Annotated in this window: 13 protein-coding genes; 12 read left to right on the forward strand and 1 reads right to left on the reverse strand. The window is 72.1% G+C overall.

Going from position 1 to position 17,268, the window contains the following annotated elements:
• The first annotated feature begins 234 nt into the window (after positions 1-234).
• From K8625_RS11550 to K8625_RS44425, 11 genes are all read left to right on the forward strand, one after another.
• Entirely contained in the window at positions 235-1,086 is an 852-nt protein-coding gene (locus tag K8625_RS11550; RefSeq protein WP_223782743.1) for a polymorphic toxin type 50 domain-containing protein, read from the forward strand.
• Positions 1,083-1,382 (forward strand): hypothetical protein, encoded by a 300-nt coding sequence (locus tag K8625_RS11555; protein WP_223750712.1) that lies wholly within the window; start codon positions 1,083-1,085, stop codon positions 1,380-1,382. Before K8625_RS11550 ends, K8625_RS11555 begins: the two co-directional genes overlap by 4 nt.
• A 93-nt stretch (positions 1,383-1,475) precedes the next feature.
• Entirely contained in the window at positions 1,476-1,904 is a 429-nt protein-coding gene (locus tag K8625_RS11560) for an ADP-ribosylation/crystallin J1 (protein WP_223750711.1), read from the forward strand.
• 209 nt (positions 1,905-2,113) lie between these two features.
• Positions 2,114-2,809 (forward strand): RNA polymerase sigma factor, encoded by a 696-nt coding sequence (locus K8625_RS11565; RefSeq protein WP_223750710.1) that lies wholly within the window; start codon positions 2,114-2,116, stop codon positions 2,807-2,809.
• Positions 2,806-3,552 carry a hypothetical protein gene (locus K8625_RS11570; RefSeq protein WP_194869257.1) on the forward strand — a complete coding sequence of 249 codons (747 nt, stop codon included), beginning with the start codon at positions 2,806-2,808 and terminating at the stop codon, positions 3,550-3,552. Before K8625_RS11565 ends, K8625_RS11570 begins: the two co-directional genes overlap by 4 nt.
• Positions 3,549-5,279: a caspase family protein gene (locus K8625_RS11575; RefSeq protein WP_223782744.1), complete on the forward strand. Its 1,731-nt coding sequence runs from the start codon at positions 3,549-3,551 to the stop codon at positions 5,277-5,279. Before K8625_RS11570 ends, K8625_RS11575 begins: the two co-directional genes overlap by 4 nt.
• A gap of 26 nt (positions 5,280-5,305) precedes the next feature.
• Positions 5,306-7,246 (forward strand): hypothetical protein, encoded by a 1,941-nt coding sequence (locus tag K8625_RS11580; protein WP_223782745.1) that lies wholly within the window; start codon positions 5,306-5,308, stop codon positions 7,244-7,246.
• On the forward strand, positions 7,243-9,135 hold the full coding sequence (locus K8625_RS11585) for a hypothetical protein (RefSeq protein ID WP_223750707.1): 1,893 nt from the start codon (positions 7,243-7,245) through the stop codon (positions 9,133-9,135). The genes K8625_RS11580 and K8625_RS11585 overlap by 4 nt, the downstream gene beginning before the upstream one ends.
• A 54-nt stretch (positions 9,136-9,189) precedes the next feature.
• Positions 9,190-11,235 (forward strand): hypothetical protein, encoded by a 2,046-nt coding sequence (locus tag K8625_RS11590; RefSeq protein WP_223782746.1) that lies wholly within the window; start codon positions 9,190-9,192, stop codon positions 11,233-11,235.
• Between the two features lie 105 nt (positions 11,236-11,340).
• Positions 11,341-13,002, forward strand: coding sequence for an FAD-dependent oxidoreductase (locus tag K8625_RS11595; protein WP_223782747.1), 1,662 nt, complete (start codon positions 11,341-11,343; stop codon positions 13,000-13,002).
• 1 nt (position 13,003) lies between these two features.
• Entirely contained in the window at positions 13,004-14,026 is a 1,023-nt protein-coding gene (locus K8625_RS44425; protein ID WP_223782748.1) for an ATP-binding protein, read from the forward strand.
• A 3-nt stretch (positions 14,027-14,029) separates the two neighbouring features.
• On the opposite strand, the gene K8625_RS11605 is transcribed toward K8625_RS44425, so the two are convergent.
• Positions 14,030-15,577, reverse strand: coding sequence for an ATP-binding protein (locus K8625_RS11605; protein ID WP_223750703.1), 1,548 nt, complete (start codon positions 15,575-15,577; stop codon positions 14,030-14,032).
• A gap of 229 nt (positions 15,578-15,806) precedes the next feature.
• Between K8625_RS11605 and K8625_RS11610 the strand changes: the two genes are divergently transcribed.
• Positions 15,807-17,195, forward strand: coding sequence for an ATP-binding protein (locus K8625_RS11610; RefSeq protein WP_223782749.1), 1,389 nt, complete (start codon positions 15,807-15,809; stop codon positions 17,193-17,195).
• Positions 17,196-17,268: the final 73 nt, after the last annotated feature.

Below are 17,268 nucleotides of genomic sequence, written 5' to 3' on the forward strand. Positions count from 1 at the left end.
GACGCCCAGCATCGACGGCGGGAGCCCTCGACCTCGTCCGCGCCACCTCGGCGCGGGGTGGGTCGGAGCGCTCCCGCTTCAACATCGACCCAGGCGGGTCTTCCCATCCCACGATGGAAGTCTTTGAAAGGAATCAGGGCAAGCCCCTGAATCAACTGGCCTTTCCCCAAACGCAACTCAAGGTCAGGTGTGAGGGATAATCTCCTCAAAGCCAGTCGAGCCGGAGAAGACCCGATGTCCCTCCCTCCCTTGTCCACGCGTCGTCCCCCCACGCCTGTCACCTCGCGAGAGGAGGCCCCGCGTGAGGTGCCCCGGACGGAGCCCGCCGGGCCGGCGAGCGCGCCTCGGGCGCAGCCTCCGGCGGAGTTCCGCGGCGTCTCCAGCTTCGACCCCGCTCCGGCGGGAGAGCGTCGGCAGGTCGCGCAGGCGGTGACGGGCGCCGCGCCGAGCGCTCCCGCCGAGGCTCCGCGCGCGAGCTGGGCCCAGCGGGTGGGCAGCTGGGCGGCGGACACGGCGCGGGGCTACGCCACGGGCGCCGCGAACCTCGTGCTGGACTCGGCCAGCCTGGTGAACGCCGGCGTCAACCGGGGCCTGGGGGCCGCCGGCATCGACTTCCGCTTCCGCACCGACCTGGCCATCCAGCCCCGCTCGCAGGCGGAGGCCGCCGCGCAGAACGCCGTGAGCCTCTCCTCGATGCTGCTGGGAGGCGTCGGGGCGGCCCGCGCCACGGCGGGTGCCATCGCCCCCCGCGTGGGTGGAGCGGCGGCGGCCGCGGGTGTGGAGGGTGTGGCCGCGCCCGCCGCGGCGAGGGTGCTGCTGGAGGAGGCCAAGCAGGGCAAGCACATCGTCGGGCACCAGAACTACATCCCGGGCCGCAGCCCCTTCACGCACCCCAACCCGCAGGGCCTGCTGGACCGCTTCTCCGGCCAGGGCCAGCCCGTGGGCAGCGTCGCGCGCGGTCAGCCGGGCTTCCGGGAGCGGGTGGACTTCGGTGAGGTCATCGGTCAGGTCAACGGCCAGCCGACGACGCGCGGAATCATCCACTACTCGAGTCAGGGCGCGCATATCGTCCCCGCCAATCCATGAGCACCCCCAACCGAAGCAGCCTGGTCCACCTGTCGCTGCAGCGGGCGCTGCTGGGAGCCATCCCCTCCCGGCTGCGCGCCGTCACCGTCCGCTTCGATGACACCAGGCTGCACTTCGAGGCGTTCTTCGACGGCGCGATTCGCGACGAGGACCGCGAGACGATGTCCGAGGTGGAGACCGAGCTCATCGCGGACTTTCCCGACGACCACGAGATCTCCCACGAGTTGATCCGCCTGGACCCCCCGGCCCTGATTCCCAAGGACCGGGCGTGGGTGTACTACCGCCAGGAGTCGTAGCCCTCGGAAGCGGTCAGGGCGTCACGCCAGCCCGCGTCGACGGCACGCCATGCCTGTCCCGGCATGGCCCCGCCCTTCCTCGAGGAGACGCCCATGGTGGAGACGCTCACGCTGTACCGCCCGGTGGGGCTGAAGGAGGCGCAGCTCGTCCGGGAGGTCGACGGCCGAGGCTTCCCTCCCCGGCTGCCGGACCAGCCCTTCTTCTACCCCGTGATGAACGTGGACTACGCCCGGCAGATTGCCCGGGACTGGAACGCGCCGGACGCGGGCAGTGGCCACGTGGGCTTCGTCACCGCCTTCGACGTGGAGGCCCCCTTCCTCGCCCGCTACCCCGTCCGCACCGTGGGGGCCAGGCTCCACCAGGAGCTGTGGGTCCCCGCCGAGGAGCTCGCGGAGTTCAACGCCCACCTCGTGGGCCCCATCCGCTTCCTCGAGGCCTGGTTCGGCCCGGACTACCAGGGCCCCGCCATCCCCTGGGTCCCCGCCGGCGACCCGCACACCGTGGCCCGCCCGGCGCGCTGAAGCCAAGGGCCCGGGCCCGTCCAGCCTGAAGTGCCGCCGGGAGGGAAAGCCCCCTCCCGGCAACTATTTCCGACCCGCCACGCAAGGAAATCGACCCCTCTTCGTTGAGGTGGACGACCCATTTCGAGGGCACGCTCCGTATCCTTTTTCGAGGATGACGGCTGGCCGGGCATTGGGCTCGGACTCGGCTCGCGTGGGTCGGAGACACCGTGCTGCCAGGCAATGACCGCTCCGTCCTGGAGTCCTTCCGTCGTGGGGACACCACCGTCCTCACCCAGGTGTACCGCGCCTATTCGCCGGAGGTGCTGCGCTACCTCTCACGACGGTTCGCGGTGGGCGCGGAGGGAGGAGCCAGCCGCACCATCTCCCTGTCCGCGCTGGACCTGGACGCGGCCCACCAGGAGACATTCGTGCGCGCGTTCCGCCCCAACATGCGACAGGCCTACGACGGGGTCCGCCCCTACCTGGGCTTCCTGCTGACGGTGGCGCGCTCCACGGCCATCGACCTGATGCGCGCATCGGGGCGGGTGTCCCGGGAAGCGGTGTCCCTGGACGAGGCGCCGGAGCTCGGTCAGCTCCCCAACGAGGGACGCAGCCCGGAGGAGGAGGCGCTGGGCACCGAGGTGCGCGAGCTGGTGCGCCGCTTCCTGGAGTCCCAGCCCGAGGAGGCCCGCGCGCTCGCCCAGCTGCGCTTCGTGGACGGGCTGTCCCAGGAGAGCGCCGCCGAGCAGCTGCAGCTCACCCGCGGAGAGGTCCGGGTGCGCGAGCGGCGGCTGCGCACGCAGTTCACCGAGTACCTGAAGACCTCCGGCTGGTTGGAGACGGCGGCGGAGCCCGGGCGCATGGAGCTGGGTGTGCTCCTGGCGACCCTCGCCCTGTGCGCCATAGGGAGCATCCCATCATGAGGTGGTACGAGCGACACATCGACGCGGGACTGACGCGACAGGCCCAGGGTGAGCTGCCCTCGCCCCAGGCCGCCCGCCTGCTGCGCCATGCGCATCTGTGTCACCGATGTGGCCCGCTCTATGAACGCTGGGCCCGGGCGCAGCGCGCCCTGGAAGGCTCGCTGGAGGCGCCCTCCTCCGTGGAGCGGCACGCGCTGACGGAAGGCGGCCTGGAGGCCGCGCTCGCGGCGGCCGCGCCCCTGGAGGCGCCCGCGCGCTGGCCCTCGCTGACGGCCCTGGGCGGCGCGCTGGCGGCGGTGGTGCTCGCGGTGGTGCTCACGTCGCTGCCCCGGGACGAGTTCCGCTCGCGGGGCCTGGGCACGCCCCCACCCGGCGTCGCGCTGCGCATCTTCTGCGCCACGCCCGGCCAGCCGCTCAAGGAGCTCCACGCGAGCGAGGCCTGCCCCGCCGGCGCCATGCTTGCCTTCGCCGCCGGAGGACAGGCGCCCTACACCCACGTGGCCCTCCAGGTCCGCGGCACCCAACGGGCGGAGCTGATGGCCGGGCCCTTCGTGCTGACGGGCACCCCGGGTCAGGAGGCACCGCTGGAGCTGACGGTGCCCCTGCCGGAGACGGTGGGTGAGGCGGAGGTGACCGCCGCGTTCGCCGGCAGCCCGTCCGCGGCCCTGGCGGCCTTGCGCGGCGAGGAGCAGGGGGGGGCAGTGGTGCTCAAGCAGACACTGAGGGTAGAGGAAGGTCCATGAACAAGCTGGGAGTGCTCCTCGGGGTCGCCGCGCTCTTCGCAGCCCGCGACGCCTCGGCGGATGCCCTGGTCCGACGTGCCCTCGTGATTGCCCACAACGGGAGCGACGACCCGTCGCTGCCCGCGCTGCGCTTCGCCGACGATGACGGCGTGCTGTGGGCGGAGACGCTGCAACGGCTGGGCGTGGAGACGACGCTGCTGGTGGACCCCGACGCGGCGACGCGCGCGGGGGGACGGCCCGTGCTCGCGGGCGCGCGGCCGCCCACGCCGGAAGAAGTGAAGCGCGAGGTGGCCCGGCTGCGCGCCGCCAGCCTGGCCGATGACGAGGCGGGCCGCGCCACGGACGTGCTCGTGGTGTACGTGGGCCACGGCAACACGGACGAGGCGGGCCGCGCCTACTTCACGCTGGCCGGGGGCCGGCTGGACAAGTCGAGCCTCTACGCGGACGTGGTGGACCCGCTCGCCGCCGACTACGTGCACCTCATCGTGGACGCGTGCCGCGCCTCGGGTGTCGTCGGCAGCCGCGGCGGGCAGACGGAGGCGGCGGTGCTGGCGGAGCTGCGCGGCATGCTCGCGCGCGAGCAGCTGGCCACGCGCCCCATGGTGGGCGCCGTGTTCGCGGAGAGCGACGACGGCGAGACGCACGAGTGGTCGCGCATCCGCGCCGGCGTCTTCAGCCACGTGGCGCGCTCGGGCCTGTTGGGCGCCGCCGACATCAACGGCGACGGGCAGGTGGAGTACAGCGAGCTGGGCGCCTTCGTGTCCGCGTCACTGCAGGGCGTCAAGGGCCTGCCCGCGCGGCTGAGCATCCACGCCTTCGCGCCCACCGGCGAGCCGCGCCGGCCGCTCGTCGGCGCCGCGCCCGCGGGCCCCAGCCTGGTGCTGAGCTCGAACTTCGGCCAGTCGCGCGTGTCCGTGGAGGACGCGGAGGGCCGGCGGCTCGCGGACGTGCGGCGCACGGAGGACCAGTACGTGATGCTGCGGCTGCCCGAGCGCGACGTGTACTGGCTGCGCACCCCCACCAGCGAGGCGCGCATCACCCTGGCGGAGCTGAGCCAGGGGGTGCTGGACTTGAAGCCGCGCGAGCTCCAGGAGCGTGGCCCCGCCGAGGAGGCGCTGCGCCGGGGCCTGTTCGCGGTGCCGCTCGACAAGAACTTCTATGACCAGTACGTGGCCGCCGCGGGCCTGGTGCCGGTGGACTTCTCCCGCGCCTTCCCGCCGGCCGAGGGCGGCGGCTTCGTGCCCCGCTCGCTCGTGTTGACGGCCCCCCACCCGTTCTTCTCCGGCCTGGAGGTGGGGCTGGTGGGCCAGCAGGCGCCGCTGGGGCTCGACGCGTACGCCACCGGCCCCAGCCTGTCGTGGCGCAGCCAGGGCGACTCGAACTTCTATTACGGCGGGCGCGCCAGCTACACGGTGATGCCCAAGCGGTTCGAGAACGTGCGCACGCACCGCGCCACGGTGCTGGCGCTGGTGGGCACCCGGGACGTGCGGCGCACCCCGCTGTTCGTGGAGGCCGGAGCGGGCTGGGGCATGCTCGGGGTGTCGTCGCCGAACAAGCGCATGGGAGACCTCACCGTCTCCACGGGCCACCTCGCGGCGGGGGCGTCGGGACGGCTCTTGGGCATGCACCTGCGGCTGGCCGCCACGGCCTCCGCGGACCGCGTCACGCTGGATGGCGATGACGCGTGGGACACGATGTTCGGTCTCGAGCTCGCGTTCCGACGCTGAAGCGCCGAGCGGCCTCAGGGGGCCTCATGATGCGACGTCTGGGAGTGACGCTGCTGGGCCTGCTGCTCGCCGGCTGCGACGGAATCAACCTGTCGCAGCTCACCTGGCGCTACCCGCCGCTGACCCGCTTCGAGGTCGAGCCTCCCGGAGGCCGGTGCCCGTTCGGTGGGGACCGGGTGCTCACCGGCATCGACCAGAACGAGGACGGGCTGCTGACCGGCACCGAGGTCATGTCGGAGCACTACGACTGCGACGGCCAGCCGCTGGACTGGGTGACGCAGGCGCGCCCCGTGGAGCCCACCGATTCGTGCCCCCTGGGCGGCGTGAGCACGCGCTCCGGACTGGACCAGAACCGCGACGGCGAGCTGAGCGACGCGGAGGTCACCCACGAGCGGCTCGACTGCACGGGAGTGTATCCGGTGAACGTCCGGGTGCGGGGCGTCGCGGAGGGATATCCCGCGTGCGAAGGAGAAGGCGCGCTGGTGGAAGCGGGGCCCGACCTGGATGGCGACGGCCAGCTCGGGGCCATCGAGCGGAGGTCCCTGGCGGTGCACTGTGGCGAAGCCCCCTCGCGAATCCTGGCGCGGCTGGAGAGCGAGCCCGTCGGGGCGCGCTGCGCGATGGGCGGCCACCGGGTGGACTCCGGAGCGGACCAGAACGCCGACGGCGTCCTCCAGGAGCAGGAGGTCACCCAGCGCAGGCGGGTGTGCCAGGGAGCGCCCATCCTCGACGGAGACCTCTTCGCGACCACCGCGGAGGACTTCGCGCTGCTCAAGACGCTCGTCCGCATCGAGGGCTCGCTCGTGCTCTTCCGCACGCCGCTGGAGCAGCTCGTGCTGCCGCGATTGGCGGAGATCTCCGGCGGGTTGATCGTGTCGGAGAACGCCGCGCTGACGCGCCTGGAGCTGGACGCGCTGCGCTTCGTGGGCAACGAGGTGCAGATCTTCGTCAACCTGGAGCTCACGGTGCTGCGCTTCGGCGCGGCGACGCAGCCCCAGCCGGTGTGGCTGGAGAACAACCTCTCGGTCTGGAACAACCCCCGGCTGGAGAGCCTGGACGGGCTGCGCAGCGTGCGCGTCCGTCAGGACCTCTTCCTCGCCTACAACGACTCGGCGCAGAGCCTGGTGTCGTGGGACCTCACGGACCTGGGGGGGACGCTCTCCGTCGCCGACCACAAGAGCCTCAGCCGCCTGCCGTTCCAGAACCTCCGGACGGTGGGGGGCTCGCTCGCCATCCACAACAACCCGGTGTTGACCACGATGAGCTTCCCCGACCTGCTGGAGGTGGGGCAGTCCATCGACATCGGCAACAACGCCTCGCTCAGCCGCTTGTCGGGGCTGTCGTCCCTGCGCGCGGTCCATGACGTCTTCATGGTGAGCAACAACGAGTCCCTGCACTCCATCGACGCGATGCCGGGGCTCAACCACGTGGGCTCGCTGATGCTGATGAACAGCCCTCGGCTGGAGGCGTTCGACTTCACGAACCTCCAGTCCATCCGCGGCCAGCTCGTGGTGGCCTACTGCCCGAAGCTGTCGAGCCTGGGCGCCTTCCCGCGCCTGGAGTCGGTCGCCGGCCTGGAGCTCCTGGACAACGCCTTGCTGTGGGATGTCTCGGGCCTGGACCGCGTCCGGAGCCTGCGCTCGCTCGTGGTGCGGGACAACGCCTCCCTGCAAGGCCTGGCGGGCCTGCGCAAGCTCCTGTCCGTGTCGGACCTGACCATCCAGGACAACCCCCGGCTGCTGACGTTGGACCTGGACGGGCTGACGGAGGTCGGCGCCACGCTGACCATCCAGCGCAACCCGTCGCTGCCGTCATGTCTGGCGAACCAGCTGGCGGACCGCGCCCTCCGGGGCGGGACGCGCACGGTCCAGGACAACGACGAGCAGACGCCCTGCTCCTCGCCCCTGCTCCTCCCCGGAGAGCCGGTCGCGGCCCGCGGGGCCGCCGCTGGAGAAGACGCACCATGAGATGGACCTGGCTGGCCCTGCTGCCGCTCGCGGCGGGGTGTGACTCCCTGCGCATCCGCGACCTGATGGACCACCCGACAGCGCTCAGCCGGGAGGTGGTGGAGCTGCCCGGCGAGAGGTGTGAGCTGGGAGGCCGCGACGTGCTGGTGGGCACGGACGACAACCGCAACGGCGTGCTCGACGACGAGGAGGTCACGGGCTCGACGCTCGTCTGCGCCATCGCCGAGACGCAGATGCGGGTGGAGCAGCAGCCGGTGCCCCCGGGCGAGCGGTGTCCGGGCGGGGGGTGGGTCACCCGCGCCGGCCACGACTTCAATCAGGACGGCGTGCTGGACACGCCCGAGGTCGCCCGCGAGGTGTATTCGTGCCGCGACATCGCCGAGGCCCAGCTGCTCACGCGCACGCGAGCGGCCACGCCCTCCTCCCGCGTCTGCCTGGAGCCCACCACGCTCACCGTCGTCGAGGCGGGCCACGACGAGGACGGCGACGAGGTGCTCGGCGACGACGAGGTGCGCACCCGCCTGGAGGTCTGCGTGGAGACCTCCCGCCTGCTCATCACGCGCGCCTGGGAGCCGACGTGCGCGGCCGGGGGCACCCGCGTCAGCGCGGGCATGGACCTGGACGCGGACGGGGTGCTCGACGACGAGGAGGTGCTCGCCTCGAATCCCATCTGCGAGGACCTGAACACGTTCGACGGCACCTTCGTCATCCGGGGGCCGGTGGACGTGGCCGTGCTGAAGGGCATCTCCCGCATCCGGGGCAACCTGGAGGTGAGGACGGGCAACACCCCGGTCGCCGAAATCCAGCTCACCGCGCTGGAGGTCGTCGACGGCACGCTGTACGTGCAGGACAACGCGTCCCTCACGCGGCTGGAGCTCCCCGGGCTGCGCTTCATCGGCCAGGGGCTGAGCGTGCTGAACAACGCCGCGCTGGAGACGGTGACGGTGGGCGGCGCGACGGGACAGACCTCCTGGGTGGGCACCCATCTGGAGGTGGCGCACAACCCCCGGCTCCAGAGCCTGGACGGGCTCCAGTCGGTGGTGCCGCGGGGCGGCGTGCTCATCGAGGACAACGCGCGGCTCACCCACTCGTCGGAGGGCCTGGGACTGCGCGCCATCCAGACGCTGACGGGCTCGCTGCGCATCAAGGACAACCCCGCGCTGGAGCTCCTGCCGCTGCCCAACCTGACGAGCGTGGCGCAGAGCGTCCTCATCGAGAACAACGCGCGCCTGACGACCCTGGAGGGCACGCGGCTGGAGCACATCGGCAAGAACCTGGAGGTGACGAACAACCCCGCGCTGCGCACGCTGACGGGGCTGGGGGCGCTGCACACCATCGGGGTGACGCTGGAGGTCCGGCTCAACGCGGCGCTCGTCGACAGCCACGGGCTGGGCTCGCTCGCGCAGGTGGAGAGCATCTTCTTCTCGCGCAACGACGCGCTGGCGTGGTGGGGGAACATGCCCCGGCTGCAGGGCATGCGAGGCACCCTCTCGCTGGAGGCCCACGCGCGCCTGGTGGAGGTGCGCGGCATGGAGTCGCTGCGGATGCTGTCGTGGCTGAGCCTCTACAACAACTCCGCGCTGACGACGCTGACGGGGCTTGCGGGCGTGGAGCGGCTGACGGGGCTGGCCTCGGAGCAGAACGGCGCGCTGACCAGCCTCGCGGACCTCAAGGGCCTGCGCACCCTGGAGTCGCTGATGCTGCTGGACAACCCCGTCCTGACGGAGCTGGGGCTGCCCGCGGTGCAGCAGGTGTCGCGGTACTTCTCCATCCAGCGCAATCCCCAGCTCCCCACGTGCCGGGTGAGGGCCTTCGGCGAGCGCGTCTACACCGGTCCGGGGAACGTCTACCTGGTGGCGGGCAACGACGACGCGGCCACCTGTCCCTGAAGGCGAAACGTCGTGCGAGCCGGGCCTCCGTGCCCGGGAAGAAAGGGGGCTCCCATGCGGTGGTACTGGCTGGTGCCGCTGGCCTGGCTGTGCGGCTGTGATGACATCCGACTGGGCAGCTTCCTCGAGTCGCGCCCGACGTTGAGCCGCAAGGAGGGGGTGCCACCCGGCGAGCACTGCGCGCACGGCGGGCAGGTGGCGTACGCGGGCGAGGACCTCAACGGCGACGGCCTGCTCGCCGACGACGAGGTCACCCGCGCGGAGTACCTGTGCACGCCCGCGCCGCCCCAGGCGAGGCTGCGCACCCGCGGCGAGCCCGCGGGCGAGCACTGCGAGCATGGTGGTCTCGCGGTGGAGACGGGCGTGGACACCAACGCGAACGGCACGCTCGAGGACGACGAGGTGGACGACGTCGACTACTTCTGCGCCACCCCCCTCCCCGGCGTGCTGGTGCACCTGCGGCGCGAGCCCATGGGTGAGACCTGCCCGCTTGGAGGACAGGTCACCCAGGCGGGGCTCGACGCGAACGGGGACGGACTGCTCCAGGCCGGTGAAATCTCCCGTGAGGTCGTGGGCTGCATGGAGCCCGCGCGGGTCCTCTCGCGGCTCGAGGCCCTGGGCGTGGGCGGTGCATGCGGCACCCAGTCCAGGTACGCGGTGGAGTCGGGACCGGACCACGACGGCGACGGCGCGCTCGACGACGACGAGGTGAGGGCCGTCAGTCAGCTCTGCGCCTCGACGATGAACACGCTGTCGTGGCGCCATGCCGACGAGCCCGCGGGGATGAACTGCGTCTCTGGCGGCGTCGTGGTGGCGGCGGGCAATGACCTCGACCAGGACGGTGTGCTCCAACAGAGCGAGGTCCTCGACGTCGCGTATGTCTGCCATCCCTCCGCGACCTACGACGGCGACTATGTCGTGACGACGGACGCGGACGTCGCGGCCCTCCAGGGCATCTCCCGCATCCGGGGCGACCTCGTCGTCTCCTCTCCCAGCCTCCTCGAGCTCGCGCTGCCAGGCCTGGAAGCCGTGGACGGAAGCCTGCGCATCCAGTCGAACCCACAGCTCTCCCGCGTGGTCCTGACCTCCCTTCGCTTCGTGCGCGAGGACCTGTCGTTCTCCGACCACGACGTCCTGCGGCTGGTGTCGCTCGGTCCCACCAACGCTCCCGTGCCGCAACCCGTGTATGTGGGCGGCTCCCTGCGGGTGGAGCGGAACCTCCAGCTGCCCTGGGCCGGTCTGTCCTCGGTCGCGCCGCGCAAAGGTCTGCGGGTGACGGACAACTTCTCCCTCCTGGAGCTGGGCCCCCTGCCCTTCGTGGACACGCTCTCGGGGGACGTGGTCATCGAGCGGAACCGGCTCCTCAGGAAACTGAAGCTCTCCCAGCTCACCCACGTCGGCGCGAACTTCTTCCTCCGGGACAATCCCAGCCTGACGTCGCTCGAGGGGCTGGACCTGCTGCGCGGCGTCGGTGGCGACTTCTCCGTGATGGAGAATGGCCTGCTGGCAGACGTGGCGGCGCTGGCCCGCCTCGAGGCCGTGGGCGGAGCCTTCGTGCTGGAGACCAACGCGAACCTGAAGCACGTCAGCCTGCCCCGGCTCTCCCGGGTCGAGGGCCTGTTCATCACGCAGAACCCGGCGTTGACCACCCTCGGCCCGCTCCCCGCCCTGCGGGACACGGGGCACGCCTTCGTCCTCGTCCTGAACGACAACCTGGACCTCGTCACGGGGCTCGAAGGGCTGCGCGCCTTGAACGGCACGCTCGCCATCGGCGGCAACCCGAAGCTCACGAGCCTCATGGCCTTCGAGCCCCTCGAATCGCTGACCCACCTGCAAATCAACGAGAACCACGCACTGCCGAGCCTCGCGGGCCTGCACAACCTCCGCACCCTCGACACGCTGTCGGTGCGCGAGAACCCGGCCCTCACCGAGTTCGGGCTCCAGGCCCTGACGCAGGTCCGGAGCTCCTTCGTGGTGCGCGACAACCCCCAACTGTCCCAATGCCACGTCACCGCGAGAGCGGACGCCGTCTTCACCGGCCCCGAGGACGAGCGCTCCCTCTACGGCAACGACACGACGGCGGTGTGCACGCCCCCTTGAGCCCCGCCCGCTGACGCCCGCCCTCCGAGCGCGCCACGGGCCGCCCGTCCCGTCGCCTGGGGCACGAAGCCGCGCCGATGCGCTCCTTCCCGGAGGAGCGTGCGCATGGCCAAGCCCGTCATCCTCGCGGTGGACGACGACACGGAGGTGCTTCGCGCGGTGGAGCGCGACTTGCGGCGCCAGTACGGCCGCGAGTACCGGGTGCTCAGCGCGGACCGGGGAGAGGCCGCGCTGGAGACGGTGCGCCAGCTGCGGCTGCGCGGCGACCCGGTGGCGCTCTTCCTGGTGGACCAGCGCATGCCGGGCATGTCCGGCGTGGAGTTCCTGGAGCAGGCGAAGACGCTCTACGACGAGGCCCGGCGCGTGCTGCTCACCGCGTACGCGGACACGCAGGCGGCCATCCACGCCATCAACGAGGTGCGGCTGGACCACTACCTGCTCAAGCCCTGGGAGCCGCCCGAGGAGCGCCTGTACCCGGTGCTGACGGACCTGCTGGAGGAGTGGTGGGCCCACCACCCGCCGACCTTCGAGGGCATCCGCGTGCTCGGCAACCGCTGGGCCCCTCGCTCGCATGCGCTGCGCGACTTCCTGGGCAGCAACCAGGTGCCCTACCAGTGGCTCGACGTGGAGGGCAGCGACGAGGGCCGCCTGCTGCTCGCGCAGGCCGGAGGCGCCGCCGTGGAGAAGCTGCCGCTGGTGCTCTTCCCGGACGGCACGCGGTTGATGGGCCCGTCCACCCTGGAGGTGGCCGAGCGCATCGGCTTGAAGGTGCGCGCCACCAAGCCCTTCTACGACCTGGTCATCATCGGCGGAGGTCCCGCGGGGCTGGCGGCCGCGGTGTACGGCGCGTCCGAGGGGCTGGGCACCGTCATGGTGGAGCGCAGCGCGCCGGGAGGACAGGCGGGAACCAGCTCGCGCATCGAGAACTACCTGGGCTTCCCCGCGGGGCTGAGCGGCTCGGACCTGGCGCGGCGCGCGGTGGCGCAGGCCGCGCGCTTCGGGGTGGAGATACTGACGCCGCAGGAGGTGAGCCACCTGCGCGTGGAGGACCCGTACCGCATCGTCACGCTCGCGGACGGCACGGAGCTCAGCTGCCACGCGCTGCTGCTCGCCATGGGCGTGCAGTGGAAGAAGCTCTCCACGCCCGGCATGGAGGCGCTCACCGGAGCGGGCGTCTACTACGGCTCGTCGCGCACGGAGGCGCTGTCGTGCAAGGACGAGGAGGTCTACATCATCGGCGGCGCCAACTCCGCCGGACAGGCCGCGCTCTACTTCGCGCAGTTCGCCCGTCGGGTGACGCTGGTGGTGCGGGGGGACTCGCTGGAGAAGGGCATGTCCCATTATCTGGTCGAGCAGGTGCGCTCGCTCTCCAACGTCACGGTGCTGCTCGACACGGAGGTGACGCGCGTGGAGGGCGGCGCGCATCTGGAGTCCGTCACGTTGGCCACGCGCGGACAGCCCGAGCGCACCGTGCCCGCGAGCACGCTGTTCGTGATGATTGGCGCGGTGCCCCGGACGGAGTGGCTGGACGGGCTGGTGGCGCGCGACGAGCGCGGCTACATCCTCACCGGCCCGGACCTGATGCCGGCCGGACAGCGGCCCAAGGGGTGGAAGCCGGAGCGGGCGCCCTTCCTGCTGGAGACGAGCGTGCCGGGCATCTTCGCCGCGGGCGACGTGCGCCACGCCTCCATCAAGCGCGTGGCCTCCGGCGTGGGCGAGGGCTCCATCGCCATCTCCTTCATCCACCAGTACCTGAGCGAGGTGTGACGTGTCCGTGGACCCGAAGCAGCCCCAGGAGCGACTGCGGTGCCTGGAGCACACCGTGCTGCGCCAGGAGAAGCTGGCCGCGCTGGGGCGTCACGCGGCGGGGCTCGCGCACGAGATGAACAACCCGGCCTCCGCGGGCCGACGCGCCACCGAGCAGCTCACCCAGGCCATGGACGCGCAGGAGGACCTGTCCGTCGCGTTGGACCAGTGGCGACTGACACAGGCCCAGCGACAGCTGCTGCTGCGCACCTGTCGCCAGAGCCAGGGCCGGGGCGCGACCCGCGACATGGACCCGCTCACGCGCGGAGACGCCGAGGATGCGCTGGCCACGTGGATGGACGCGAAGGGCGTGGTGAACGCGTGGGACCTGTCCCCCACGTTGCTGGACGCGGGCATCGGCGAGGCGCAACTGGAGCCGCTCACCCAGGCCCTGCCCGCCCAGGCGCTGCCGGACGCGCTCGCGTGGCTGGAGGCCCTGGTGCGCACGCGCGCGCTGCTGGCGGAGGTGCGGCAGAGCACCACGCGGCTGTCGGAGCTGGCGGGCGCGGTGAAGTCCTATACCCACGCGGGCAAGGAGCAGCCCGAGCCCGTGGACGTGCACGAGGGGCTGGAGAACACGCTGCTCCTGCTCAACTACAAGCTGAAGCACGGCGTCGAGGTGAAGCGCGAGTACGACCGGAGCCTCCCGCGCGTGCAGGCGCTGCCCGGGATGCTGAACCACGTGTGGACCAACCTGGTCGACAACGCCATCGACGCCATGGGCGGCAAGGGCCACCTCACGGTGCGCACCGCGAAGGACGAAGACTCCCTCCTCGTGGAGGTGGTGGACGATGGGCCCGGGGTTCCGCCCGAGCTGCTGCCACGCATCTGGGAGCCCTTCTTCACCACCAAGCCCATGGGCCAGGGCACCGGCCTGGGCCTGGACATCATCCGCCGCGTCATCGTGGACCGGCATCACGGCGACGTTCGCGTGGAGTCGAGGCCGGGCCGCACCGCCTTCCAGATACGCCTGCCCCTGAAGTGAGGCTCACGCGCCGCGCAGCTCCTCGGGCTCCGGACGCTGACGCGGCGAGGGCGCGCGAGGACGCGCGGGCTCGGGGATGAAGGCACCGTCGAGCTCGAAGGGCAGACGGACCTGGAAGCACGTCTCGCCGGGGCGCGAGGTGACGATGACCTCGCCCTGGTGGAGCAGCGACACCACGCGGTGGGTGATGCTCAGCCCCAGGCCCGTGCCCTCGCCCACGCCCTTCGTGGTGAAGAACGGGTCGAAGATGCGCGGCAGCACCTCGGGCGGAATGCCGGGCCCGTCGTCCACCACCTCGACCACCACGTGGTCCGTGTCCCGGTGCGTGCGCAGCCGCAGCGTGCCGCCGCCGTGCTCCTTGATGGCGTCAGCCGCGTTCTCGATGAGGCTGGTCCACACCTGGTTGAGCTCCGTGCCGTACGCGGTGATGGGCGGCAGGCTCCGGTCGTACTCGCGCACCACATGGACGCCGCGCAGCCGGTGGCCCAGCACCGCCAGCGTGCTCTCCAGTCCGTCATGGACGTCCACGCGCTGCAGCGGAGCCTCGTCCAGGTACGTGTACGCGCGGGCCGCGTTCACCAGCGAGGCGATGCGACCTCCGGCCTGCCCCACCTCGTCGAGCAGCACGGAGATGCCCCGCGTGGCGGCCACCCAGCGCAGCGTGCCCTTCAGCACCTCGCCCGACAGCGACGCCAGCTCGTGCTCCAGCTTCTCGAGCGACAGCCCCGACTCCACCAGGTCCGGCGCCATCACCCAGGCCTCCTCCACGCCGCGCGCGTCCAACCAGCGCGCGAGCGCGTCCTCCGCGTCGCCCTTGTCGAGCGGGTTGAGCGTCTCGGGTGACACCGAGCCGCGGGCCTCCAGCGCGCGCACCTGGGGCTCGGACAGCGTGCGGCAGTCCAGGGACAGGGCCAGCGAGGGCAGCTCGCGCAGACGGTCGCCCAGCGCGCGCACACCGCGCATCACGGCGGACACGGGGTTGTTCAGCTCATGCGCCAGCCCCGCCGCGAGCGTGCCCAGCGAGGCGAGCTTCTCCTGCTGGAGCGAGATGGACTGGAGCGCCTTCATGCGCTCGGCCATCTTGCTCAGGATGCGCTGATTGGCCGTGGGACAGTCCGCGAGCATCCGCCAGAAGGACGGGTGCGACAGCCGCAGGAGCCGACAGTGCGTGAGCGCGCGGCTGCTGGCGAGGAAGCACTGGCCGAGCAGCAGCGGCACCTCGCCGAAGAAGTCGCCCGCGCGGAACACGGAGATGAGCGTCTCCACGCCGCCCACGGTCTTGGTGATGCGAATCTCGCCCTCGAGGATGAGGTAGAAGGAGGCGGGCTCGCCCTCGTGGCCCAGCCACTCCTGGGGTTGGAGCTCCAGGTGGGTGGACTCGGCGCGCAGGCGCTCGGCCTCCTCCTCGTCCACTTCCGAGAAGAGGGTGCTGCTTCGCAGCTCCGCGAGGAAGCGCTCCGCCGCGTCTCCGTCCTCCGCGCTCGCCAGGGTGGGACGCGGCACCGGACCCGGGGCGTCGGGGCGTGGCGGGGGAGCGACATGCGGCTCCATGCGGAGGCTCCTTTTCGACGGGGTTCCCCCGAACAGTGCGCCCCGCCCTCCGTGCCCGCCGTCCTCCGCGCTCCGCTGTCCGCCTCCCGGAGGGGCCCTCGGGCGGCGGCTGCCTGCCCTGTCCGGATGTGGGTGGGCGATGCGCGCACCGGACGTTCGGACGATTCCGGGCCTCGGGTGCAGGTGGAGATGGACACCCTTCCGTCCACCCAGGCAGCATCCAGGCGACATGGGAAGCGAGGACATCGTCACAGCGCTGCGCCGGGTACCGCTGTTCTCCCGGCTGGGCGACGAGCAACTGCACTGGGTGGCCAGCCATGGGCGGCAGCTCCACTTCCCAGCGGGGGCCCGCGTCGCCGCGCAGGGCGACCCGGCGGACGGGCTCTCCATCATCCTCGAGGGCCGCACGGTGTGGGCCCGCCGCGTGGGCGAGCAGGACACGCCCACCGGCGCGCTGGAGGCAGGCGACATCTTCGGGGAGCTCATCCTCTTCCTGAACTCGCCCTACCCCACCACCGGGCACGCGCACACGGACGTGCGCCTGCTGAGGTTGGAGCCCGCCGCCTTCTGGGAGCTCTTGCGACTGGCGCCGTCCTTGAGCCGGGGGCTGATGGAGGTCGCGGCCCAGCGCACCCAGCCGCAGGAGGTGGTGTCCACGCAGCAGCCGCTGGCGTTGAAGCCGGGGCAGATGGTGGCGGGGCTCGCGCCGGAGCTGGGCAACCCCGCGGCGTCGGCGAACCGGAGCGCGTCGCGGCTGCGGGACACGCTGCGGCTGGTGTCCGCGCGGGCGATGGCGCTCGGGCAGCACGGACTGTCCTCCGCGCAGCGCGGGGCGCTCTTGGCCCTGCCCCGCGAGGCCGCCGACCGCGCGCGGGCCACGCCGGCGCTGGAGCCGCTCGCGCGCACGCAGCGCGAGGAGGAGATCGGCTCGTGGCTGGAGCTTCGCGGGATGACGGACGCGTGGGACGTGGCGCCCGCGCTGGTGGCCTCCGGGCTGGATGTGGCCTGGCTGGACTCGGTGGCGCGCCGCGTGGGTGAGGCGCTGCTGCGCGACACGCTGTCCTGGTTGGTGGCCGCGGTGAGCGGTGACGTGCTGCTGGCGGAGGTGGAGCGCGGCAGCGCGCGGGTGCACGCGCTGGTGGAGGGCGTGAAGGCCTACAGCTTCATGGACCGGGCGCAACCCTCCGAGGTGGACGTCCACGAAGGCCTGGAGAACGCGCTGTCGGCGCTGCGTCACCGGCTGGAGGGAGACCACGTCCGCATCGAGCGGCAGTTCGCCTCGGACGCGCCGAAGCTCCAGGCGGAGGCCCACGCGCTCGACGAGGTGTGGACGCAGCTGGTGCTCAACGCGCTGGAGGCGCTGGGGGAGCGGGGCGGCACGCTGCGGCTGCGCACGTGGACGGAGGCGCGGGGGCTGGTGGTGGAGGTGGCGGACGACGGCCCGGGCATTCCGCGGGACTTGATGCCGCGCATCTTCGAGCCCTTCTTCAGCACGAAGCCGAACGCGGCGGGGCTGGGGTTGGACATCAGCCGGCGCATCATCGAGCGGCATGGCGGGGACGTGCGCGTGCTCTCCGCGCCGGGGCACACGCGGGTGCAGGTGCGGCTGCCGGCGTGAGGGCGGCTGTCATCCGGCGCACGCGCGGAGCATCCACCGGGTGACGGAAGCGCACGGCGAGCGTCGAGCCGTG

Source organism: Myxococcus sp. AS-1-15, assembly GCF_020037055.1.
GTDB lineage: Bacteria > Myxococcota > Myxococcia > Myxococcales > Myxococcaceae > Myxococcus > Myxococcus fulvus.